Source organism: Streptomyces sp. SYSU D01066-1, assembly GCF_054956795.1.
In genome coordinates, this window is the sequence record NZ_JBUDHV010000001.1 from 306,539 (window position 1) to 329,579 (window position 23,041).

Below are 23,041 nucleotides of genomic sequence, written 5' to 3' on the forward strand. Positions count from 1 at the left end.
CCAAAGCGTCGAAGCGTTTTCCGCCCGCGGGCCAAAGCATCGCTTATCCGCGGCCGTCCCCGTCGCTTATCCTCGGTCGCGTGATCGAGGCTCGTCATCTCCGTGTGCTGCGCGCCGTGGCCGCCACCGGCTCGTTCTCGGCGGCGGGGCGCGCGCTGGGCTGCACCCAGCCCGCGGTCAGCCAGCAGATGAAGGCCCTGGAGGCGTCCGTCGGCACGCCCCTGCTGGTCCGCGGCCAGCGCGACATGCGGCTGACCCAGGCCGGCGAGGCGCTGGTCCGGCACGCCGCGGGCATCCTCGCCGGGCTCACCGCCGCCGAGGAGGAGGTCGCCGCCATCGCCGGGCTGCGCGCCGGACGGGTCCGCCTGGTCTCCTTCCCCAGCGGCAGCTCCACCCTCGTCCCCACCGCGCTCGCCGCCCTGCGCGCCGCCCACCCCGGCACCCGGGTCTCCCTGGAGGAGGCCGAACCCCCGGCCTCGGTCGAACTGCTGCGCGAGGGTGACTGCGACGTGGCGCTCACTTTCCGTTACGAGGGAGCGGCGGGCGGCGCCGGTGAGTGGGACGACCTCGTCGTACGGCCGCTGCTGACGGACCGGCTGGTGGCCCTCGTGCCCGACCGGCACGCCCTGGCGCACGCCGGGTCCGTCGCCATCGGGGAACTGGCCGACGAGCCGTGGATCGCGGGCTGCCCGCGCTGTCGCGGCCAGCTGGTCGAGGTGTGCGAGGCGGCCGGTTTCTCCCCCCGGATCGACTTCGCCACCGACGACTACCCGGCGGTCGTCGGCCTGGTCGGCGCCGGTCTCGGCGTCGCCGTCCTCCCGCAGCTCGCGGTCGAGTCGGTGAGGCCGCGCGGTGCCCGCACGGTGCGGCTGGAGCCGGTGGTGCGGCGCGAGATCGTCGCCCTCACGCTGCCCGACCTGGCGCAGGTGCCGGCCGTGGCGGCGACCCTGGACGAACTGGCGCGAGCCGCGGGGCACTGATCCGCGCGCGTGCCGCGCGCGGCATTTGAAGAAACGTTCCTTCAGCTGTTCGGGGCGGCGTCCGTACTGCCGGCCGCCGCCGGCACCAGACGGTTGCGCGCCCGTCCCATCAGCTCCTCGCGCTCGTCCTCGGTCAGTCCGCCCCACACGCCGTAGGGCTCCCGTACCGCCAGCGCGTGCGCGGCGCACTCGGCGCGGACCGGGCACCGCATGCAGACCTCCTTGGCCGAGTTCTCACGAGCGCTCCGGGCCGCTCCGCGCTCCCCCTCGGGGTGGAAGAAGAGCGAGCTGTCCACCCCGCGGCAGGCGGCCAGCAGCTGCCAGTCCCACAGATCCGCGTTAGGTCCGGGAAGGCGGGAGAAATCTGCCATGGCGTGACCCCTTGTAACCGATATGGGTGGATGTCGTATCCACGACCGTACGACTACGGTCTAAGGAGATGAAAATATGACTCATTGCGAATCTAGTGCTAGACACCTCCCAAGGGGAAGAAAAGCGTCTAAATGGGGCACGAGTTGTGAGGAAAGGCCGAGGGCTCCCGCGCGTGACCGCGTCGTGTTCGCCCCCTCACGTAGAGTGCCGAAAACGACACACAGCCCCGTAACTCTTTCGAGTGACCGTCGTTGAGAGGGCGGAGGCGGTCGCAGGAACAAGCGCTCGGGCGGGCGCCCGGGACGGTGACCGCACAGGTGACGATTTCGTACCAGCCTGGAGGCTCAAGGTGACGCGCATCAGCTGCGGAGGACGGCCATGACATCCGTCCTCGTCTGCGACGACTCCCCGCTTGCCCGAGAGGCGCTCCGCCGCGCGGTCGCGACCGTGCCCGGCGTCGAGCGCGTGACGACGGCGGCCAACGGCGAGGAAGTCCTCCGCCGCTGGGGCGCCGACCGCTCGGACCTGATCCTGATGGACGTGCGCATGCCCGGCCTGGGCGGCGTCGAGACGGTCCGGCGGCTGCTGTCCGCCGACCCCGGCGCGCGCATCATCATGCTCACGGTCGCCGAGGACCTGGACGGCGTGGCCCTAGCGGTCGCCGCCGGCGCCCGTGGCTACCTGCACAAGGACGCCTCGCGCGCCGAACTGCGGGCCACGGTCACCCAGGCGCTCGCCGACCCGACCTGGCGGCTGGCCCCGCGACGGCTGCGCTCGGCCGAGATGGGCGCCGCGCCCACCCTCACCGCGCGCGAGATCCAGGTCCTGGAGGGAATGAGCCACGGCCGCTCCAACGCGGAGATCGGCCGGGAGCTGTTCCTCTCCGAGGACACCGTCAAGACGCACGCCCGGCGGCTCTTCAAGAAGCTCGGCGCCTCGGACCGGGCGCACGCGGTGGCGCTCGGTTTCCGGTGGGGCCTGGTCCGTTAGGCGACGCCCGTGAGGCGCGGACCCACGGGGCCCGACGGAGGAGCGACGCGCCTCGACCAGGGCGCGACGCACCTCGACGAGGATGCGGCAGACCTCGACGAGGATGTGACGTACCTCGACAAGGATTCGACGCACCGCGACGAGGGTGCGGCAGACCTCGACGCGGGTGCGGCAGACCCCGCCCACCACCAGGTGGGCGGGGGTGACGAACGGAGCCGCCGGGTGCCCGCTGCCCGTTTCGGCGCCGATGCCGCATCCTTGAGGTGTGGAGTTCCTCGGGGACGAGTCGGTCGAGCGGCAGGGGAGGGCGCAGGGGATGAGTTCCGGCGCACCCGCTCATAACGCTTCGGTGCACAACAACGGACGCGATGCCGCGCCCGCGTCGGCCGCAAGGCACCATGGACCGATGCGTGACGACGAGACGGCCCCTGGGCAAGGGGGAACAGTCGGTGCGCTCGTCCACCGCGCCGTAGACGGAGACGAGCAGGCCACGCACGACCTGCTCGCCCATGTCCACCCCCTCGCGCTGCGCTACTGCCGCACCCGGCTGTCCCGGCTGCCCGGCGACGCGCGTCACTTCGTCGAGGACCTGGCCCAGGAGGTCTGCGTGGCGGTGCTCCTCGCCCTGCCCCGCTACAAGGACACCGGACGCCCGTTCGAGGCGTTCGTCTTCGCCATCGCCGCCCACAAGGTCGCCGACCTGCAGCGGGCCGCGATGCGCCACCCCGGATCGACCGCCGTCCCCTCCGACGAGATGCCCGAGCGGCCCGACGACTCCCTCGGCCCCGAGGAGCGCGCCCTGCTCAGCAGCGACGCCGAGTGGGCCAAGAAACTGCTGGCCAACCTCCCCGACAACCAGCGGGAGCTGCTCCTGCTGCGCATCGCGGTGGGGCTCACGGCGGAGGAGACCGGCCAGATGTTGGGAATGTCACCCGGCGCGGTCCGCGTGGCGCAGCACCGCGCGCTGAGCCGGCTGCGAGCGCTGGCGGAGCAGTAGCCGCCGTTCCCGCCGGGGCGCCGCCGCGTCGGGAGCGGCGGCGCCCCGGCGGGAACGGTGGCCGTCCGTCGAACGGGCGGCCCGCCACTTTCGTACGAACATACGACGGCGGCGGATGTCCATGATCGTGGAATGAGCCACCTCCACTTCCCGTTAGCATGGACATCCGCACCGATCAAGGCCATTTGGGGAAGGTGTCATGACTGCGAACGTCGACGGAGTGCCCGGTAAATTCGCGACACTCGGGCTGACCTACGACGACGTGCTGCTGCTGCCGGGCGCCTCCGAAGTGCTCCCGAACGCGGTCGACACCTCGTCCCGCGTCTCCCGCAACGTGCGGGTCAACATCCCGCTGCTGTCCGCGGCGATGGACAAGGTGACCGAGTCCCGGATGGCGATCTCCATGGCCCGGCAGGGCGGTGTCGGCGTCCTGCACCGGAACCTGTCCATCGAGGACCAGGCCAACCAGGTCGACCTGGTCAAGCGCTCCGAGTCGGGCATGGTGGCCAACCCCATCACCATCCACCCGGACGCCACCCTCGGCGAGGCCGACGCCCTGTGCGCCAAGTTCCGCATCAGCGGCGTGCCGGTCACCGACGGCGCCGGCAAGCTGCTGGGCATCGTCACCAACCGCGACATGGCCTTCGAGACCGACCGCTCCCGGCGGGTGCGCGAGGTCATGACGCCGATGCCGCTGGTCACCGGCCAGGTCGGCATCTCCGGTGTGGACGCCATGGAGCTGCTGCGCCGCCACAAGATCGAGAAGCTGCCGCTGGTCGACGGCGACGGCGTCCTCAAGGGCCTGATCACGGTCAAGGACTTCGTGAAGGCCGAGCAGTACCCGCACGCCGCGAAGGACGCGGAGGGCCGCCTGATCGTCGGCGCCGCCGTGGGCGCCAGCCCCGAGGCGCTCGACCGCGCCCAGGCCCTCGCCGAGGCCGGGGTGGACTTCCTGGTCGTCGACACCTCGCACGGCCACAACAGCAACGCCCTCAGCTGGATGGCGAAGATCAAGTCGAGTGTCGGCATCGACGTCATCGGCGGCAACGTCGCCACCCGCGACGGCGCCCAGGCGCTCATCGACGCCGGTGTCGACGGCATCAAGGTGGGCGTCGGACCCGGCTCCATCTGCACCACCCGGGTGGTCGCCGGCATCGGTGTCCCGCAGGTCACGGCGATCTACGAGGCGTCCCTCGCCGCCCGGCCCGCCGGGGTGCCGCTGATCGGCGACGGCGGACTGCAGTACTCCGGCGACATCGGCAAGGCGCTGGCCGCCGGCGCCGACACCGTGATGCTGGGCAGCCTGCTCGCGGGCTGCGAGGAGTCGCCGGGCGAGCTGCAGTTCATCAACGGCAAGCAGTTCAAGTCGTACCGCGGCATGGGCTCGCTGGGCGCCATGCAGTCCCGGGGCCAGGGCAGGTCGTACTCCAAGGACCGCTACTTCCAGGCCGAGGTGGCGTCCGACGACAAGCTCGTGCCCGAGGGCATCGAGGGCCAGGTGCCCTACCGCGGCCCCCTGGCCAACGTGCTGCACCAGCTCGTCGGCGGCCTGCGCCAGACCATGGGCTACGTGGGCGCGGCCACCATCGAGGAGATGGAGTCCAAGGGCCGCTTCGTGCGGATCACCTCCGCGGGCCTGAAGGAGAGCCACCCGCACGACATCCAGATGACGGTCGAGGCGCCGAACTACAGCCGTAAGTGAGCGGAGCGCTTCCCGAGGGCGGCCCCGGAGCACCGGGGCCGCCCTCGTCCGTGTCCGTCGGGGATACTGGAGGACGCTGCAACGCATGAGGGAAAGGCCACACACGTGACTGAGATCGAGATCGGGCGCGGCAAGCGCGGCCGCCGGGCGTACGCCTTCGACGACATCGCCGTCGTCCCCAGCCGCCGTACGCGAGACCCGAAGGAGGTCTCGATCGCCTGGCAGATCGACGCCTACCGCTTCGAGCTGCCCTTCCTGGCCGCCCCCATGGACTCGGTCGTCTCCCCGGCCACCGCCATCCGCATCGGCGAGCTGGGCGGCCTCGGCGTACTCAACCTGGAAGGGCTCTGGACGCGCTACGAGGACCCGCAGCCGCTCCTCGACGAGATCACCGGCCTCGACGCGCAGACCGCGACCCGCCGCCTCCAGGAGATCTACGCCGCCCCGATCCGCGAGGAGCTGATCGGGCAGCGCATCAAGGAGGTGCGCGACGCCGGCGTCGTCACCGCCGCCGCGCTCTCCCCGCAGCGCACCGCCCAGTTCTCCAAGGCCGTGGTCGACGCGGGCGTGGACATCTTCGTCATCCGCGGTACGACCGTCTCCGCGGAGCACGTCTCCAGCGCCGCCGAGCCGCTGAACCTGAAGCAGTTCATCTACGAACTGGACGTCCCGGTGATCGTCGGCGGCTGCGCCACCTACACCGCCGCCCTGCACCTGATGCGCACCGGCGCGGCGGGTGTCCTCGTCGGCTTCGGCGGCGGCGCCGCGCACACCACGCGCAACGTGCTGGGCATCCAGGTCCCGATGGCGACCGCGGTCGCCGACGTGGCGGCGGCCCGCCGGGACTACATGGACGAGTCCGGCGGCCGGTACGTGCACGTCATCGCGGACGGCGGGGTCGGCTGGTCCGGCGACCTGCCCAAGGCGATCGCCTGCGGCGCCGACTCGGTGATGATGGGCTCGCCGCTGGCCCGCGCGACGGACGCGCCGGGCAGGGGCCACCACTGGGGCATGGAGGCCGTCAACGAGGAGCTGCCGCGCGGCAAGAAGGTCCACCTCGGCACGGTCGGCACCCTGGAGGAGGTCCTCACCGGGCCGTCCCACCACCCCGACGGCTCGATGAACCTGTTCGGCGCCCTGCGCCGCGCCATGGCCACCACCGGCTACAGCGAGCTGAAGGAGTTCCAGCGGGTCGAGGTCACGGTGGCGGACTCGCAGCACCGGCGGTAGTCACACCGGCGGTAGTCACGACGGACGGTCGTCGCTGGAGGCCGGTCGCCCTTGCGGGGGCGACCGGCCTCTTGCGCGTGTCCGGGCGTCCGGGCGGTCCGGCGTGGGGGCGCGCAGGGTGATCGGGGGGCGCATGGTCGCCTTCGGCCCGAATGCGCCGGAACGCGCCCTGGAGCGCCGGTAACGTCCGTGTCCGGCGCCCCGGTTCTCTGGGACGCCCCCTTCCAAGGAAACGCGTTCCGGGCCCCGTCCCCTCGGGGCCCGGCCCCAATTCCAGACGCGCCGCCCACCGGGCTGACGGCGGCATCGTGGAAGGGGGCGTGCCCATGGGACGTCACCGCAAGCCCACCCGCTGGGACCGGATCCGTCTTCGGACGGTTCAGTGCCGGAGGAGGTGGATCTTGCGGATTTTCGGATGGCGAGCGGCCACCCCCAGGAGAACTAGGGGTGGACACTCCGTGATCCATCTTGGAGCCTGCCGCACTAGCCCTGCGGTGGGCTCCACCTCTTCGCGGTGCCGGAGGAGGTGGATCTTGCGGATTTTCGGATGGCGAGCGGCCACCCCCAAGAGACCTAGGGGTGGACACTCCGTGATCCATCTGGGGTCCGCCGCAGTACCGGCTGCGGTGGGCCCGCCTCTACGTTACCCACCCAGTCCCCCGCCCACCACACCCCTCGTGGCGGGGACGGCATCCGCGCGCCCCTCTCACAACCGGTGCGCCGCCCCGGTGGGCGTCGCCCCCCGCGTGTCCAGCAGCAGCTGGGCCTTGACCGACAGGCCCTGGAGGTCGTACGTGCGGTGCTGCTGGAGGAGGATCGTCAGGTCGGCGTCGGCGGCGGCCTCGTAGAGGGAGTCGGCGCGGGGGATGGGGCGGTCCAGGACCGTCCAGGACGGGATGTGCGGGTCGTGGTAGCTGACCGCGGCGCCCATCGAGAGCAGGCGGGTCGCGACCTCCTGTGCCGGGGTGCCCTGCTGGTCGGCGAGGTCGGCCTTGTACGTGACGCCGAGGAGGAGCACGCGGGCGCCGCGCGCGGACTTGCCGTGCTCGTTGAGGAGGGCGGCGGCGCGCTGGACGACGTAGCGGGGCATCTGGCTGTTGACCTGCTGGGCGAGTTCGACCATGCGCAGGCCGCGGGGGGCGTGGCCGGTCAGGTCCTGGGCGACGGAGTGGCCGCCGACGCCGGGGCCGGGGCGGAAGGTCTGGAAGCCGAAGGGCTTGGTCTCGGCGCAGCGGATGACGTCCCAGAGGTCGACGCCGAGGTCGTGGCAGAGCACGGACATCTCGTTGACGAGGGCGATGTTCACGTGGCGGAAGTTGGTCTCCAGGAGCTGGACCGTCTCCGCCTCGCGGGGGCCACGCGCGCGTACCACCTTGTCGGTGAGGCGGCCGTAGAAGGTGGCGGCCGACTCGGTGCAGGCGGGGGTGAGGCCGCCGATGACCTTGGGGGTGTTCGCGGGGGTGAAGTCGCGGTTGCCGGGGTCGACGCGGCTGGGGGAGTAGGCGAGGTGGAAGTCGCGGCCGGCGCGCAGGCCGGAGCCGTTTTCGAGGAGGGGGCGGAGGAAACCCTCCGTCGTCCCGGGGTGGACGGGTGACTCCAGGATCACCGTGGTGTGCGGGCGCAAATGTGCCGCCAGGGTGCGTGCGGCGGCCTCGACCTGGCCGAGGTCAGGGCCGCCGCCCTCGCTCGGCGGGGTCGGGGCGCAGATGACCGCGGTGCGGACCCGGCCCAGTTCGGCCGGCCCGGCGGCCGTCCGGAAGCCGCCCGCGAGCATCCGGCGCAGTTCGGCGGGGGTCAGGGAGCCGGCCTCGGGCCCGGTCCGGTAGCCGAGGGTGGGGATGCCGGCGGCGATGGCGGCCTGGGCCAGGGGCAGGCCGTAGGGGCCGAGTCCGATGACGGCGAGATCTGCGGGCATGGCGTGGGCCGTCCTTCCCAATATCCGGAGCGGGACAGGTGCGCAAGCCCTGTGGACAGAACGGGCGAGCACAACGTCAGACTAGGAGTAAATATGACCGATTTGTGGGATTGGTCGGCCGAGTTTCGGTGAATGTTGGGGGTTCTGTTCACCCGGGGCGTCTCCCGGGGTTGTCCACAGCTCCTGGGCGCGTGGTGGCTGAAGTCGGGCAACCCGGTCAGAATCTGAGCATGGGGGGTACTGGGAACCACCGGCCTTCGCCTGCCTGACGGGTGCGGCCGACGCGACCGGTCGACGGATGAGCGGGATGAGCGGGAGGCAGCGGTGAGGACAGCGACACTGGGCCCGGCGCAGCGAGCCGAGTCGCTCGCGGCCATGGCCGAGCGGGAACTGGACGTGCTGGTCGTCGGCGGCGGCGTGGTCGGCGCGGGCACCGCCCTGGACGCCGTGACCCGCGGTCTGTCCACCGGGCTGGTCGAGGCGCGGGACTGGGCGTCGGGCACCTCCAGCAGATCGAGCAAGCTGATCCACGGCGGCCTGCGCTACCTGGAGATGCTGGACTTCGCGCTCGTACGGGAGGCGCTGAAGGAGCGCGGCCTGCTGCTGGAGCGGCTCGCCCCGCACCTGGTGAAGCCGGTGCCGTTCCTGTACCCGTTGCGGCACACGGGCTGGGAGCGGCTGTACGCCGGTTCGGGCGTCGCGCTCTACGACGCGATGTCGATGGCCCGCGGGCACGGCCGGGGCCTGCCGCTCCACCGCCACCTCACGCGCCGTCACGCCCTGCGCGTGGCACCGGCGTTGAAGAAGGACGCGCTGGTCGGCGCGCTCCAGTACTACGACGCCCAGATGGACGACGCCCGCTTCGTGATCACCCTCGTCCGTACGGCGGCGGCGTACGGCGCCCCGGTCGCCAACCGCGCGCGGGTGACCGGTTTCCTGCGCGAGGGCGAACGGGTCGTGGGCGCCCGGGTGCGGGACGTCGAGGGCGGTGGCGAGTACGAGATCCGCGCCAAGCAGGTCGTGAACGCCACGGGCGTGTGGACCGACGACACCCAGTCGCTGGTGGGGGAGCGCGGGCAGTTCCACGTCCGGGCCTCCAAGGGCATCCACCTCGTCGTCCCCAAGGACCGCATCCACTCCTCGACCGGACTGATCCTGCGCACCGAGAAGTCCGTACTGTTCGTCATACCCTGGGGCCGGCACTGGATCATCGGCACCACCGACACCGACTGGGACCTGGACAAGGCCCACCCGGCCGCCTCCAGCGCGGACATCGACTATCTCCTTGACCATGTGAACTCGGTCCTCGCCGTGCCTCTGACCAGGGACGACGTCCAGGGCGTGTACGCGGGGCTGCGCCCGCTGCTGGCCGGCGAGTCGGACGCCACCAGCAAGCTGTCGCGCGAGCACACCGTCGCCCACCCGGCGCCGGGGCTGGTCGTCATAGCGGGCGGCAAGTACACGACGTACCGGGTGATGGCCAAGGACGCGGTGGACGAGGCCGTGCACGGACTCGACACGCGCGTCGCCGACTGCGTCACCGAGGACGTGCCGCTACTGGGCGCCGAGGGCTTCCCGGCGCTGTGGAACGCGCGGGCCCGGATCGCCGCCCGCACCGGCCTGCACGTCGTGCGCGTGGAGCACCTGCTGAATCGGTACGGCACCCAGGCCGAGGAACTGCTGGAGCTGATCGCGGCCGACCCCTCGCTCGGCGATCCCCTCCGGGCCGCCGACGACTATCTGCGGGCCGAGGTCGTCTACGCGGCCTCGCACGAGGGGGCACGGCACCTGGACGACGTGCTGACCCGGCGCACCCGCATCTCCATCGAGACCTTCGACCGGGGCACCCGCAGCGCCCGCGAGGCCGCGGAGCTGATGGCGCCGGTGCTGGGCTGGGACCCGGACCGGATCGAACGCGAGGTCCAGCACTACGAGAAGCGGGTGGAGGCCGAGCGGGAGTCCCAGCGCCAGCCCGACGACCTCACGGCGGACGCGGCGCGGCTGGGGGCGCCGGACATCGTGCCGCTGTGACGGCGGGGGCCCGGACCCGGTCCCGCTGTGACTGTGGGGGTCCCGGGCCTGGTCCCGCTGTGACTGTGGGGGTCCCGGGCCTGGTCCCGCTGTGACTGTGGGGGTCCCGGGTCTGGTCCCGGCGGACGCGTTCACTCGAACGAGTGTCCAGGGCCGGGATATCCGGACGGATCCCGGGCGTTCTACCGGGTGCGAGGGCGGAACTCGGCGGCGGAAGCGCGGCCGTACGGCTCGCGCGGTGAAGTGCCGGGCCCGGGGAGAGTGCTTCCCCGTACCTGTCCGACGAGCGGCAGGCGCCGCTCGTCGGACAGGTGCGGCGCGGCCCCGTGCGACCAGGGGAGAGGGAGGCGGTACCGGCCGGGACGGCGAGTGACGGCGAGCCGGACGGGAGCAGGGGAGGACGGAGACAGGGGAGGAGGATCAGAACCGCGGACAGGGCCAGGAGCGTCCGAAGCGGTGGCATCCGGTTCCGCCTTCGGCACGCCCATGATCCAGGCCGGGGGGGACGGCCGGTTCACCGGACCGTCCGGGACATGGGACCGTGGGGCGCGGCCAGGGGCACCCTGGGCGTCGAGCACTTGTCGGGTGAGGGACAATGAAGGCTCTGTCAGGGCGGGTTGCATGAGGGGACGCATGTCGGAGGCGGAGCGGGCGGGGACATCCCGTCAGGACAAGAGCGCACGTCTCCTCGCCGGGCGGTACCGGCTGGGAGACGTGCTCGGCCGCGGCGGCATGGGGACGGTGTGGCGGGCCCAGGACGAGACCCTGGGACGCACGGTCGCCGTCAAGGAGCTGCGGTTCCCGACCAACATCGACGAGGAGGAGAAGCGGCGCCTGATCACGCGCACGCTGCGCGAGGCCAAGGCGATCGCGCGGATCCGCAACAACAGCGCCGTGACGGTCTTCGACGTGGTCGACGAGGACGACCGGCCGTGGATCGTGATGGAACTCGTCGAGGGCAAGTCGCTCGCCGAGGTCATCCGGGAGGACGGCCTGCTGGAACCCAAGCGCGCGGCCGAGGTGGGACTGGCGGTGCTGGACGTGCTGCGGTCCGCGCACCGCGAGGGCATCCTGCACCGCGACGTGAAGCCGTCGAACGTGCTGATCGCCGAGGACGGCCGGGTCGTGCTCACCGACTTCGGCATCGCCCAGGTCGAGGGCGACCCGTCCATCACCTCCACCGGCATGCTCGTCGGAGCGCCCTCCTACATCTCCCCGGAGCGGGCCCGCGGGCACAAGCCGGGACCCGCGGCCGACCTGTGGTCGCTGGGCGGACTGCTGTACGCGGCCGTCGAGGGCACGCCGCCGTACGACAAGGGCTCGGCCATCGCGACGCTCACCGCGGTGATGACCGAGTCGCTGGAGGAGCCGAAGAACGCCGGTCCGCTGCGGGACGTCATCTACGGACTGCTCACCAAGGACCCCGCCCAGCGGCTCGACGACGCGGGCGCCCGCGCGCTGCTCAACAAGGTGATCCACGCGCCCGCGAGCACGCCGGCCGAGCCGGTGGACGCGACCAAGGTCGTGCCGTTGCCCCCCCAGCCGGACGAGCGTTCCGGGAGCAGGCGGGGTGAGGAGGCAGGGGAGCGGCTGAAGGGGGCGCTGCGCTCCGTGCGCAAGGCCGCGGTCTCGGCCGGGGCGGTCGGGACGGCGGCCGGGACCCGCGCCAAGTCCCGCGGCGGTACGGCCACCACCGGGTCCGCCACCACGGGACTCGGGTCCGGTCCCGGCGCCACGGGAGCCGGCGCCGGGTCCGCCGAGGGCACACCGGCCGCGGCCGGCGCGGCGCGCGGGACCGGTGCCACGCCGGCCGCGGGGAGCGGGAGCGCGGCGGCGGGCGGACGCGGTTCGGGCTGGCCCGTGATGACACCCCCGGACCTGCCGTCCCGGCCCGTGCCGAAGGCGTCCCTCACCGACGTGGTGCCCAGGCGCACCCTGGTGATCATCGCGGTGGTCGTCGTGCTCGCCGTGATCGGCACCGTGCTGGCCCTCACGCTGGGCGACGACGGCGAGCAGAGCGCCGGGGACGGTGCCGCGAGCACGGTCACGGCCACCGCGAGCGGCGGGACCGGGCAGGACGACGGCACGGCGGGCGCGGGGGCGTCGGCGCCCACACCGGACGGCTCGACGGGTACGGGAGCCAGCGCGTCCGACGGCGCGGGCACGGGCGGTTCCGCCGGGACCGAAGAGGACGGGAACGAGGACTCGACGGGTTCGGAGGACTCCGGCAGCGGGGCCGCCACCACGCACCAGGGCGACCAGGGGTACGAGATAGGACTGCCCGTGGGCTGGAAGTACCAGACCACGGGCTCCGCGGGAGACCGGTTCACCGGCCCGGACGGGCAGAAGCTGCTCGTCGCCTGGACATCCACGCCGAAGGACGACCCGGTGGCGGACTGGAAGAACCAGGAGCAGTACATGACGCGCTCCCAGTACAAGAGGATCCGCATAGAGGAGGTGGACTACCGGGGGTGGAACACGGCCGACTGGGAGTTCACCTATGCGGACGGCGGCACCAAGTACCGCACGATCGACCGGGGATTCGTCGTCGACGCCGACCAGGGGTACGCCCTCATGTACACCGCCAAAGCCGCCGACTGGGGCACTGACCAGCGCCAGGACACCTGGCAGACCCTCACGAAGAGCTTCGAGCCGAAGCCCTGAGACCTCCCTGCGCCCGGCGTGCGCGGGTTTGGTGATGCCGAGATCTGGTGACACCTCTTTGCGGGTTGCCTCCGGCACGTATCGTGAGTGCTTGCGGACCGTACGCAGTAGGAACGGCCCGTGGGGCGAACGGAATTGACCGACCAGGGTGCCGGGGGAGGCAACGTGGACGACTACGCGGGACGGGTCCTCGCCGACCGCTATCGGCTGCCGCTGCCGCCCTCCGACGAGTACGAACTCACCGAGACCCGCGCCTTCGACACCTACAGCGGGCAGGAAGTGCTGGTCAGGCAGGTTCCGTTGCCCGAGGTCGTCGAGGCGGAGGTGCTCGACGCGGAGGGACTGCCGGACGGGTTCACGGCGCGTGACGGTGCCCAGCGCCGGCCGGTGCAGCGTCCGCCGGCCGCGCGTTCCAGCACGCGGCGCCCGGCCGACCCCGTGGTGCGGCGGGCCGTGGAGGCGGCCCAGGCCGCGGCCGGCATTCCCGACCACCCCCGTCTCGACCAGGTCTTCGACGTGTTCGCCGAGGGCGGTTCGCTGTGGGTCGTCAGCGAGTTGGTGCCCGCCCGGCCGCTGGCGGCGCTGCTCGCCGAGCAGCCGCTGACGCCGTACCGGGCGGCCGAGATCGCCTCCGACGTCCTGATGGCCCTGCGGGTGCTGCACGCCCACGGCTGGGTGCACCGGAACATCACCGCCCGCACGGTGCTGGTCTGCGACGACGGCCGTGTGATGCTGACCGGCCTCGCGGTCGGGGCGGCGGAGGAGGCGTTGTGCGGGTATGACCCTGTGCCGGGGGGCGACGAGGAGGAGAGCGGGGGGGACGGTCAGCATGGCCTTCAGGGCCCCGACGGCCCTCACGGTTCCCATGGCGCCCAGGGCTCCCATGGCGCCCACGGTGGAGGTCTCCACGGCGTCCATGGGCATGGGGATCCCGCTGGGCGCGGTGGCCCCGTCGGTCCTGGTGGCTCCAGCGGTGCCGGTGGTTTCAGTGGTCCCAGTGGTTCCGGCGGTCAAGGCCGTCCCGTGGACGCCGGAGCCCCCCGGCTGGACCCCGAAGCCGCTCGGCGGGCCGCCATTCAGGCGCGGGTGACCGAGGTACTGCCGGGGCAGGGGGCCGGGGCGGCCCATGGACGGGGGGACGCGGCCGGGGCCCGTTCGCTCGGGGACAACAGCGAGGACGTCCGGGCCGCGCGGGCCGGGGCGATCGCCGCCTACCGGGCGGGAGCGCGGGCCGCCGCCCGTGTCCAGGAGGCGGAGAACGGCCGGGCGGCCCTGCCCGCCGCCCGTCCCGCCAACGGCAACGGCAGCGGCAGCGGCACGGAACGGTCGCCGTACGGCCCGGGCGGGACCCCGCCGGGGCAGATCCCCGATCCCTACGGCGTGCGCACCACCTCCTGGCACGGTGCCGCGCCCCGGACCGCCGGTGATGCCCGGCCGTCGTCCGGTCAGGCCGCGCTGCCCGCCGCACGCGCCGTACCCCAGCCGCCCGTGACACCCGCCTCGTCCGCCGGGCCCGCCTCGCCCTCCGGACCCGCCACACCCTCCGGACCCGCCACACCCTCCGCACCCGCCACACCCTCCGGGCCCGCCGCACCCGGGGCGCCCGCCGCGCAGCCGGGCAGCCGTTGGGACGACCTGCTCGCCAAGACGCCCCCGCGCCGGGGGCCGGCCACCGCGCTCGCCGCCGAGCGGGCCCGGCAGGCCAGGATGGCGGTGGTCGGCCCGGTGACCGAGCGCTGGGCGCCGGAGCAGGCCGGCCCGGTGCACGAGAACTGGCAGCTCGCGCCGCCCATCGGCCCCGCCACCGACCTGTGGGCGCTCGGCGCCCTGCTCTTCCGGGCCGTCCAGGGACACGCGCCGTACCCGGAGGAGTCCACGGCCGAGCTGGTGCAGATGGTGTGCGCGGAGCCGCCGGCGTACGCAGAGGAGTGCGGGCCGCTCAGGCCGGTCGTGGAGTCGCTGCTGCGCCAGGACCCCACCGAGCGGCTGGACTTCGAGGAACTGCGCGGATGGCTGCGTTCCCTCGTGCGTTCGGCGCCCGAGGCGGACGCCGGGCTGAACGTCGTCCCGGCCCCGCCCGTCGACGCGAGCCGGCTGCCGATCGTCCGCCGCCGGGGCGAGCTGGTGCGCAGGCGGCGCGCCGGGCTGCCCACCCACCACGGACGCCACAAGCGGGCCAAGCGGGAGGCGGGTTCACCGCGTCGGCTCGGTCGTACGCTGCTCCTGCTGATACTGCTCGGCATGGCCGCGCTGATCGCGTACGCCATGCTGTTCATGCCGAAGGACGAGGGGACCGGCGCCGTCGGCGCACCGGACCGCACGGGGGCCACCGGGTCGGCCGGCGCCGGCGCCGGCGACGAGTCGCGGCCCGAAGGCGAGACGCCGAAGGAGTCGGGCGGACCGGACGGAGCGGAGGAGTCGAAGGGCGGGGCGGATCCGTCCCGTTCCGCGGGCTCCACCGAGCCGCAGACCGCCGAGCCCGAGGTGGCCGACGGTTTCACCCTGCGCAAGGACCCGGAGGGCTTCCGCGTCGCCGTCGCCGAGGGCTGGGACCGCACGGCGGTCAACGGACGCGGCCAGGTCGTCTACGAGAAGGGCGACTTCGAGCTGATCGTCGTACCCGGCCGCGACGGCAGTGACGACTTCGGCGGCGACCCGATGACGTACCAGCGGGACCGGGAGCCCGAGTTGCAGCCCTACCGCGACTCCAGCTGGGCCACCTCCTCCGGGCTGAAGTCCATAGAGGTGGGCGGGAGGTCCATGGCCGAGGGGCAGTTCACCTGGACCGGCGACGACGGGGGCGAGCTGTACGTACGCAACCTCGCGATCCTGATCGACGGGCACTACCACGTGGTGCAGGTGCGCGGACCGGAGGCGGAGCGCGACGAGGTGACCCGGCTGTTCGAGCAGGCGTCGGCGACGTACCAGTACACCGGCTGACCCCGTCCGGCGTACGGGCACCCGCGGTCGCCCGGCATCCGGCTCGAACCGGCGCGGGCGCAACGCGACTTGACTGCCTCCGGTTGCCCGGCGGAGCGGAAAGCGACAACCGTCACAGAGCGGCCTCCGGGGCACCCCACCGGTTCCCTGGACGGGGGCCGGTCCCTACGCTGGCCCTGTCAAGAGCATTGCGGGGCAACGTGAATCAGATGCAGGGCCAGCTCCTCGCGGGCCGTTACCGGCTCGGCGACGCCATCGGCAGCGGTGGCATGGGCCGGGTGTGGCGTGCCCACGACGAGGTGCTGCGCCGAGCCGTCGCCATCAAGGAACTGACCGCCGCGCTCTACGTCTCCGAGAGCGACCGGGCCGTACTGCTGGCCCGCACCCGGGGCGAGGCGCGCGCGGCCGCGCGGATCAACCACCCGGCCGTCGTCACCGTGCACGACGTACTCGAACACGACGGCCGGCCGTGGATCGTGATGGAACTCGTCGAGGGCCGTTCGCTGGCCGACGCGGTCAAGGACGAGGGGCGCGTCGAGCCGCGCGAGGCGGCCCGGATCGGCTTGTGGGTGCTGCGCGCCCTGCGCGCCGCCCATGCCGCCGGTGTGCTGCACCGCGACGTGAAACCGGGCAACGTGCTGCTCGGCGCGGACGGGCGCGTGCTCCTCACCGACTTCGGCATCGCCCAGATAGAGGGCGACTCCACCATCACGCGCACGGGGGAGGTGGTCGGTTCGGTCGACTACCTGGCGCCCGAACGCGTCCGCGGCCACGACCCCGGCCCCTCTTCCGACCTGTGGGCGCTGGGCGCGACGCTCTACACGGCCGTGGAGGGCAGGTCGCCGTTCCGCCGCACCTCGCCGCTGACCACCATGCAGGCGGTCGTCGAGGAGGAGGCCGAACCGCCGCGGTACGCCGGTCCGCTGGAGCCCGTCGTCAGCGCCCTGCTGCGCAAGGACCCGGCCACCCGCCCCTCACCGGAGGAAGCCGAGCAGATGCTCGCCGAGGCGGCGGAGGGCCGCCGGCCGGACGCGGCGCAGGCGTACGTGCCGACCGGGCCGGTGCGGTACGGGACGACGGAGACGCGGCCCGTCCCCGGCGCCACCGCCGCCGCCGCGAACGCCGCCGTCACCGCCGCCGCGACCGCGCAGACGGCCGCCACCGTCACCGCCGCCGCGCAGACGGCCGCCACCGTGCTTTCTCCGCCGGGCACCGCGGCACCGTCCCCCGTGCGGCCGAAGCGCGGGCACCGGCTGCGCACGGTCGCTGCCGTCGTCGCCCTCGCGGCGCTCGTCGGCGGGGGCGTCGCGGTCACGCTGCACCGGACGGGCACGGACGACTCCGGGAGTTCCGCGTCCGCGTCACCGACTCCGAGCGCCGGTGCCGGTGCCGACGCCGGTGCGAGCGCCGGCGCCACGCCGGGCGGCGAGGGTGCTCAGGGGGCGGTGCCCGCGGGCTGGGAGCGGCGCGAGGACCCGGTGGGCTTCAGCGTCTTCCTGCCCAAGGGCTGGGAGCGGTCCGTCTCCATCGACCAGGACGGCCTCCGGCAGGTCGACTACTCGCCCGACGAGGGCAAGCACCTCGTGCGGATCGCCGTCGACACCGCGCCGGACTTCAGCACCTCGTTCGATCACCTGAGCTACCTGGACGAGCAGCTCGCCACGCGGTTGCGGGACTACGAGCAGGTGGTCCTCAAGGAGGAGCTCTTCCGCGACCTGCCGGGCGTCCGGTGGGAGTACACGTGGAACGCGCTGGCCAAGGACGCGCCGCACTACTTCGCGGGGCCCTACCGTGCCATCGACGTCGGGTACATGAAGAGCGACGGCACCGAGTACGCCCTCTACGCGTCCGCGCCGGCCGACGACTGGGCCACCACCAGCGAGCAGTTCGGCGTGATGCTGCGGAGCTTCCAGGAGGGCTGATCCCTTCGCGCCGGCCCCTTGTGCGCCGGAGGGGGACGCGCGACCGGAGAAGCCGGTGGGGATTGCCGGTGCGAACGGACGGGTAATCGTCCGACCGGTGGCCGGGTGGCGACACACTTGGCCGGTCACCGCCCCGGAAGGGGCCCGCCCGGGGCGGCATGATGAGACGCATGGGGAGCCAGGGAAGTCATGGGCGCAACTTCCATCTCGTAGCGAACCGGTACCGCCTGGAGGCGCGACTGGGGCGCGGCGGCATGGGCGTGGTGTGGCGGGCGACCGACGAGCTGCTCGGCCGGCAGGTCGCCGTCAAGGAACTCCCCTTCGACGAGACGCTCTCCGCCGCCGAGGCCCGGCTGTGGCGAGAGCGCACCTTGCGCGAGGCCCGCGCGGTCGCGCGGCTGAGCCACCCGCACATCATCGTCGTCCACGACGTCGTGGAGGACGACGAGCACACGTACATCGTCATGGAACTGCTCGACGGAGGCTCGCTCGCCGACCGCGTCGCCCGGTACGGCCCGGTCGGCCCCGCCGAGGCGGCCCGGATCGGGATCGCCCTGCTCGGCGCCCTGCGCACCGCGCACGCGGCCGGGGTCCTGCACCGCGACGTGAAGCCGTCCAACGTCCTGGTCGCCGAGGACGGCCGGGTCGTGCTCACCGACTTCGGCGTCGCCCAGGTCCCGGGCACGACCACCCTCACCGAGTCCGGCTCCTTCGTCGGCTCCCCCGAGTACACCGCTCCCGAGCGGATGTCCGGGGCCGGGACCGGGCCGGAGTCCGACCTGTGGTCGCTGGGCGCCCTGCTGTGCACCGTCCTCAGCGGTGAGTCCCCGTTCCGCCGGGACTCGCTGGGCGGCATCCTGCACGCCGTGGTCTCCGCGGAGTTCCAGCCGCCCCCGCAGGCCGGCCCGCTCCTCCCCGTCATCAGCGGTCTGCTCGAACGCGACCCCCGGCGGCGGCTGGGCGCGGCGGAGGCGGAGCTGATGCTGCACGCCTACCTGGCCACGGGCCGCAGCCCCGTACCGCCCGGAACCGGCCGACCGCGTTTCCGGCGGAGCGTGCTCACGGCGGCGCTGCTGGCCGTCGCGACGGCGGGCGCGGGCATCTCCGCGGTGGTCCTGCTGATCGACGACGCCGGCGTCGAGGACGGGAACGGCGGCACGGCACCGACGTTCCCGACCGCGCACACGGCCCCGACCGGCCCTCGTCCGCCCTCCCCGATGCCCACGGCCACGGTCACCGTGACCCGCACACCCCCGTCCCCCGTGCCACCCCCGTCCCCCATGCCACCCGCGTCTCCCGTGCCACCCGCGCCCCAGGCGCCTCCCGCGTCCCCGGCACCCCCCGTGTCCACGCCCGCTTCCGCGTCCACGCCCGCTCCCACGCCCGCTCCCACGGCCACGTCCCCGTTCACGGGCACGCCCCCGCCTCCACCGGTCCCCTCCTGAGAAAGACGTCGGCACCGCCGGACAACGCCCTGATCAGGCATTCGTTGCCACCGATCACTGGCGCCGTGTGCGCGGTCGGTGAATCTGTATTACCGACGGGTACACAAGGGTCCCGGCGCGGCATACCCTGCCGCTCATGACGGATGCGCAGGCCCTGGACAGCACCGAGGAGACCGGCACGGACCGGAGCGGCCCGGCACCGGCCGGCACCAACCCCCTCGCCCCCGCACCGGAGGGCGCCCGCACCGCGGCCGACGTGGTCACCCCCGAGCTGCTCGCCCGGCTCACCAAGGGCGTGACCGGCTCCGGACGGACGGTGAACCACACCCCGTTCACCGGCGAGAAGCTGGCCGACCTGCCGGAGTCCACGCCCGCGGACGTGGCGCGGGCCTACGACCGCGCCCGTACCGCCCAGCCCGTCTGGGCACGGACCCCGGTCCGGGAACGCGCCGCCGTCCTGCTGCGCTTCCACGACCTGCTACTGGAGCGGCAGGCCGAGGTCCTCGACCTGATCCAGCTGGAGACCGGCAAGGCCCGCCTGCACGCCCACGAGGAGGTCCAGGCCGTCGCCGTCGCCGCCCGCCACTACGGCCGCCGCGCCGCCGCCTACCTCAGGCCGAGGCGGCACACCGGCGCCGTACCGGTCCTGACGCAGGTCACCGAGGTGCGTCACCCGCGCGGAGTGGTCGGCCAGATCGTGCCCTGGAACTACCCCCTGGAACTCTCCGTGGGCGACGCGCTGCCCGCCCTGGTCGCGGGCAACGCGGTGGTGATGAAGCCCGACACGGAGTCCTGCCTGACCGCGCTGTGGGCCCGTGACCTGCTGATCGAGGCCGGGCTGCCCGCCGACGTCCTCCAGGCCGTCATCGGGCTCGGACCCGTGGTCGGCCCCGAGGTCGTCAAGCACGGCGACTACGTCTCCTTCACCGGCTCCACCCGTACCGGCCGCGAGGTCGCCCAGGTCGCCGCCGACCGCCTGGTCGGCGTCTCGCTCGAACTCGGCGGCAAGAACGCCATGCTGGTGCTGGAGGACGCCGACGTCGAGAAGGCCGCGGCCGGCGCGGTCCGCGCCTGCTTCTCCTCCGCGGGCCAGCTCTGCGTCTCCATCGAGCGGCTGTACGTCCACGAGTCGGTCGCCGACGCCTTCGTGGAGCGCTTCGCCGCCCGCACCCGGGCGATGCGGCTGGGCAACGCGCTCGCGTACGGCGCCGACATGGGGTCGCTGGTCAGCGGGGAGCAACTGGAGACCGTACAACGGCATGTGGCGGACGCCGTCGAACGCGGCGCGAAGGTCGTCGCCGGCGGGGTCGCCCGCCCGGACATCGGCCCGTACTTCTACGAGCCGACCATCCTCGAAGGCGTCACGGCCGCCATGACGGTGTGCGCCGAGGAGACCTTCGGACCGGTCGTCTCCGTCCACCGCTTCCACACCGAGGAAGAGGCCGTCGAGCACGCCAACGCGACACCGTACGGCCTGAACTCCTCGGTCTGGACCAGGAACACCCGGCGCGGCCACCGGGTCGCCGCCCGCCTGCGCACCGGCACCGTCAACATCAACGAGGGCTACGCCTCCGCCTACGGCAGCGTCCAGGCGCCGATGGGCGGCATGAAGGCCTCCGGCCTCGACCGCCGGCACGGCTCCGAGGGCATCCTCAAGTACACCGAGTCCCAGACCGTCGCCCACCAGCGCCTGCTTCCGCTGGCCCCCTCGCTCGGCATGGACGACGAGGGACACGCCCGCTTCATGACCCGCGGCCTGCGGCTGATGAAGGCGTTCCGGCTCCGGTGACCGCCCCACACACCCCCCACGGAACTCGACGAGGAGAAGACCGTGCCCCAGGACACTCATGACGGCGACCACGCCTACGACTACGACGTCATCGTCGTGGGCTCCGGCTTCGGCGGCTCGGTGAGCGCCCTGCGCCTCACCGAGAAGGGGTACAAGGTGGGCGTCCTGGAAGCCGGCCGCCGCTTCACCCGCGCGTCGCTGCCCAAGAACTCCTGGGACCTGAAGAACTACCTCTGGGCCCCCCGGCTCGGCATGTTCGGCCTCCAGCGCATCCACCTCCTCGGGAATGTCATGGTCCTGGCAGGAGCTGGTGTCGGCGGCGGCTCCCTCAACTACGCCAACACCCTCTACGTCCCGCCCGCGCCCTTCTTCGAGGACCCCCAGTGGCGCGACATCACCGACTGGAAGGACGAACTGGCGCCCTACTACGACCAGGCCCGCCGCATGCTCGGCGTCCGGCTCAACCCGACGACGACCCCCTCCGACGTCCACCTGAAGGCCGCCGCCGAACGGATGGGCTGCGGCGACACCTTCCACCTGGCCCCGGTCGGCGTCTTCTTCGGCGACGGCGAGGACGCCGACGGATCGGTGCGGGCCAGGCCGAGGGAGCGGGTCGCGGACCCCTACTTCGGGGGCGCGGGCCCGGACCGGCACGCCTGCGCCGAGTGCGGCGAGTGCATGACCGGCTGCCGGCACGGCGCGAAGAACACCCTCAACGAGAACTACCTGTACCTCGCCGAGAAGGCGGGCGCGGTCGTGCACCCGATGACGACGGTCGTCTCCGTCACGGACGACTCCCGGGGCGGCTACGCGGTGGCCACCCTCCCCACCGACCGCCGGAGCCGGAGGAAGGGCGGGGCCCGCACCCTCACCGCCCGCCGGGTGGTCCTCGCGGCCGGCACGTACGGCACGCAGACCCTGCTGCACCGGATGAAGGCCGGCGGGCAGCTCCCGTACATATCCGACCGGCTCGGGGCGCTGACCCGCACCAACTCCGAGGCCCTGGTCGGCGCCCAGACCGACGACCGGCGCTACCGCAGGGCCACCGGCGAGGCGCGGGCCGACTTCACCCGCGGCGTCGCCATCACGTCCTCGATCCACCCCGACGCCCACACCCACATCGAACCGGTCCGTTACGGCAAGGGCTCCAACGCGATGGGCAGCCTCTCGATCATCCAGGTCCCCTACGCCGGCCGGACCGCCTCCGGGACCACCCGCGTCCTGGGCTTCCTGGCCAACGCGGCCCGGCACCCGCTGATGGTCCTCCGCTCCCTCTCCAACCGCCGCTGGTCGGAGCGGACCATCATCGGCCTGGTGATGCAGTCGCTGGACAACTCCCTGACGACGTACCTGAAGCCGGCGGGCGTCGGCAAGGGCCTGCTCACCGCCCGCCAGGGCCACGGCTCACCCAACCCCAAGCAGATCGAGGCGGCCACCCGGAGCGCCTCCGCGCTCGCCGCCGAGATCAACGGCTTCGCCGGTTCCAACGTCGGCGAGCTGATGGGCACCCCGCTCACCGCCCACTTCCTCGGTGGCTGCCCGATCGGCGCCTCCCGCGAGACCGGCGTCATCGACCCGTACCACCGGCTGTACGGCCACCCCGGCATCTCCGTCGTCGACGGCGCCGCGGTCTCGGCCAACCTGGGCGTCAACCCGTCCCTGACCATCACGGCCCAGGCCGAACGGGCCATGTCCTACTGGCCGAACAAGGGCGAGCCCGACCCGCGCCCGGCGCAGGGCACGGCGTACGCGCGGCTGGCCGCCGTCGAGCCCAGGTCCCCGGTGGTCCCGGCGGACGCGTTCGGCGCGCTGCGGCTGCCGTTCCTGGGCATGCCGACGGTGCCGCCGAGGCAGTAGCACCGAAGGCCGTCCGGGGGACACGGGGCCGTTGCGGGAGCACGGGGGGCGTCCGGGGAGCACGAGGTCGTCCTGGGAAGACGGGGACCGTCCCGAAACCCGAGGGCTGCCCCGGGAACAGATGAACACCTCGGGAGCAGAGGGCCGTCCCGGGAACAGAGGAGAAGGACCCGCACCCCCCTCCGAGTGCGGGTCCTTCCCTGGTCC

General features: G+C 73.1%; 14 protein-coding genes. 12 read left to right on the top strand and 2 right to left on the bottom strand.

Features of this window, described 5'->3' with window-relative positions; all coding sequences use genetic code 11:
* Positions 1–80 precede the first annotated feature (80 nt).
* Positions 81–980, top strand: a complete 900-nt coding sequence (locus tag ACY1JF_RS01535; RefSeq protein WP_462703096.1) for a LysR family transcriptional regulator — start codon at positions 81–83, stop codon at positions 978–980.
* Positions 981–1,021: 41 nt separating this feature from the next.
* Here ACY1JF_RS01535 and ACY1JF_RS01540 read toward each other — a convergent pair whose 3' ends face one another.
* The gene (locus ACY1JF_RS01540) at positions 1,022–1,351 is read right to left on the bottom strand and encodes a WhiB family transcriptional regulator (RefSeq protein ID WP_462703097.1); all 330 of its coding nucleotides are present in this window, start codon (positions 1,349–1,351) and stop codon (positions 1,022–1,024) included.
* 379 nt (positions 1,352–1,730) lie between these two features.
* Here ACY1JF_RS01540 and ACY1JF_RS01545 point away from each other — a divergent pair, with 379 nt between their 5' ends.
* From ACY1JF_RS01545 to ACY1JF_RS01560, 4 genes are all read left to right on the top strand, one after another.
* Positions 1,731–2,342: a response regulator transcription factor gene (locus ACY1JF_RS01545; RefSeq protein WP_003948568.1), complete on the top strand. Its 612-nt coding sequence runs from the start codon at positions 1,731–1,733 to the stop codon at positions 2,340–2,342.
* 406 nt (positions 2,343–2,748) lie between these two features.
* Positions 2,749–3,339, top strand: a complete 591-nt coding sequence (locus ACY1JF_RS01550) for a sigma-70 family RNA polymerase sigma factor (protein WP_215167476.1) — start codon at positions 2,749–2,751, stop codon at positions 3,337–3,339.
* A gap of 199 nt (positions 3,340–3,538) precedes the next feature.
* Positions 3,539–5,041: an IMP dehydrogenase gene (gene guaB, locus ACY1JF_RS01555; RefSeq protein ID WP_462703098.1), complete on the top strand. Its 1,503-nt coding sequence runs from the start codon at positions 3,539–3,541 to the stop codon at positions 5,039–5,041.
* Positions 5,042–5,146: 105 nt separating this feature from the next.
* Positions 5,147–6,271 (top strand): GuaB3 family IMP dehydrogenase-related protein, encoded by a 1,125-nt coding sequence (locus tag ACY1JF_RS01560; RefSeq protein WP_462703099.1) that lies wholly within the window; start codon positions 5,147–5,149, stop codon positions 6,269–6,271.
* A gap of 706 nt (positions 6,272–6,977) precedes the next feature.
* Here ACY1JF_RS01560 and ACY1JF_RS01565 read toward each other — a convergent pair.
* Positions 6,978–8,186 carry a nucleotide sugar dehydrogenase gene (locus tag ACY1JF_RS01565; protein ID WP_462703100.1) on the bottom strand — a complete coding sequence of 403 codons (1,209 nt, stop codon included), beginning with the start codon at positions 8,184–8,186 and terminating at the stop codon, positions 6,978–6,980.
* Positions 8,187–8,510: 324 nt separating this feature from the next.
* On the opposite strand from ACY1JF_RS01565, the gene ACY1JF_RS01570 reads away from it, so the two are divergent.
* The 7 genes from ACY1JF_RS01570 to ACY1JF_RS01600 all read left to right on the top strand — a co-directional run bounded on the left by ACY1JF_RS01570 (position 8,511) and on the right by ACY1JF_RS01600 (position 22,834).
* On the top strand, positions 8,511–10,217 hold the full coding sequence (locus tag ACY1JF_RS01570) for a glycerol-3-phosphate dehydrogenase/oxidase (protein ID WP_462703101.1): 1,707 nt from the start codon (positions 8,511–8,513) through the stop codon (positions 10,215–10,217).
* Positions 10,218–10,850: 633 nt separating this feature from the next.
* A complete protein-coding gene (locus tag ACY1JF_RS01575; RefSeq protein WP_462703102.1) occupies positions 10,851–12,881 on the top strand; it encodes a serine/threonine-protein kinase in 2,031 nt (676 codons plus the stop codon).
* A gap of 165 nt (positions 12,882–13,046) precedes the next feature.
* Positions 13,047–15,821 carry a protein kinase gene (locus ACY1JF_RS01580; RefSeq protein WP_462703183.1) on the top strand — a complete coding sequence of 925 codons (2,775 nt, stop codon included), beginning with the start codon at positions 13,047–13,049 and terminating at the stop codon, positions 15,819–15,821.
* Between the two features lie 209 nt (positions 15,822–16,030).
* The gene (locus ACY1JF_RS01585) at positions 16,031–17,743 is read left to right on the top strand and encodes a serine/threonine-protein kinase (protein ID WP_462703103.1); all 1,713 of its coding nucleotides are present in this window, start codon (positions 16,031–16,033) and stop codon (positions 17,741–17,743) included.
* Positions 17,744–17,913: 170 nt separating this feature from the next.
* On the top strand, positions 17,914–19,188 hold the full coding sequence (locus tag ACY1JF_RS01590) for a serine/threonine-protein kinase (protein WP_462703104.1): 1,275 nt from the start codon (positions 17,914–17,916) through the stop codon (positions 19,186–19,188).
* 136 nt (positions 19,189–19,324) lie between these two features.
* A complete protein-coding gene (locus tag ACY1JF_RS01595) occupies positions 19,325–20,977 on the top strand; it encodes a succinic semialdehyde dehydrogenase (protein WP_462703105.1) in 1,653 nt (550 codons plus the stop codon).
* A 42-nt stretch (positions 20,978–21,019) separates the two neighbouring features.
* Positions 21,020–22,834, top strand: coding sequence for a GMC oxidoreductase (locus tag ACY1JF_RS01600; protein ID WP_462703106.1), 1,815 nt, complete (start codon positions 21,020–21,022; stop codon positions 22,832–22,834).
* Positions 22,835–23,041: the final 207 nt, after the last annotated feature.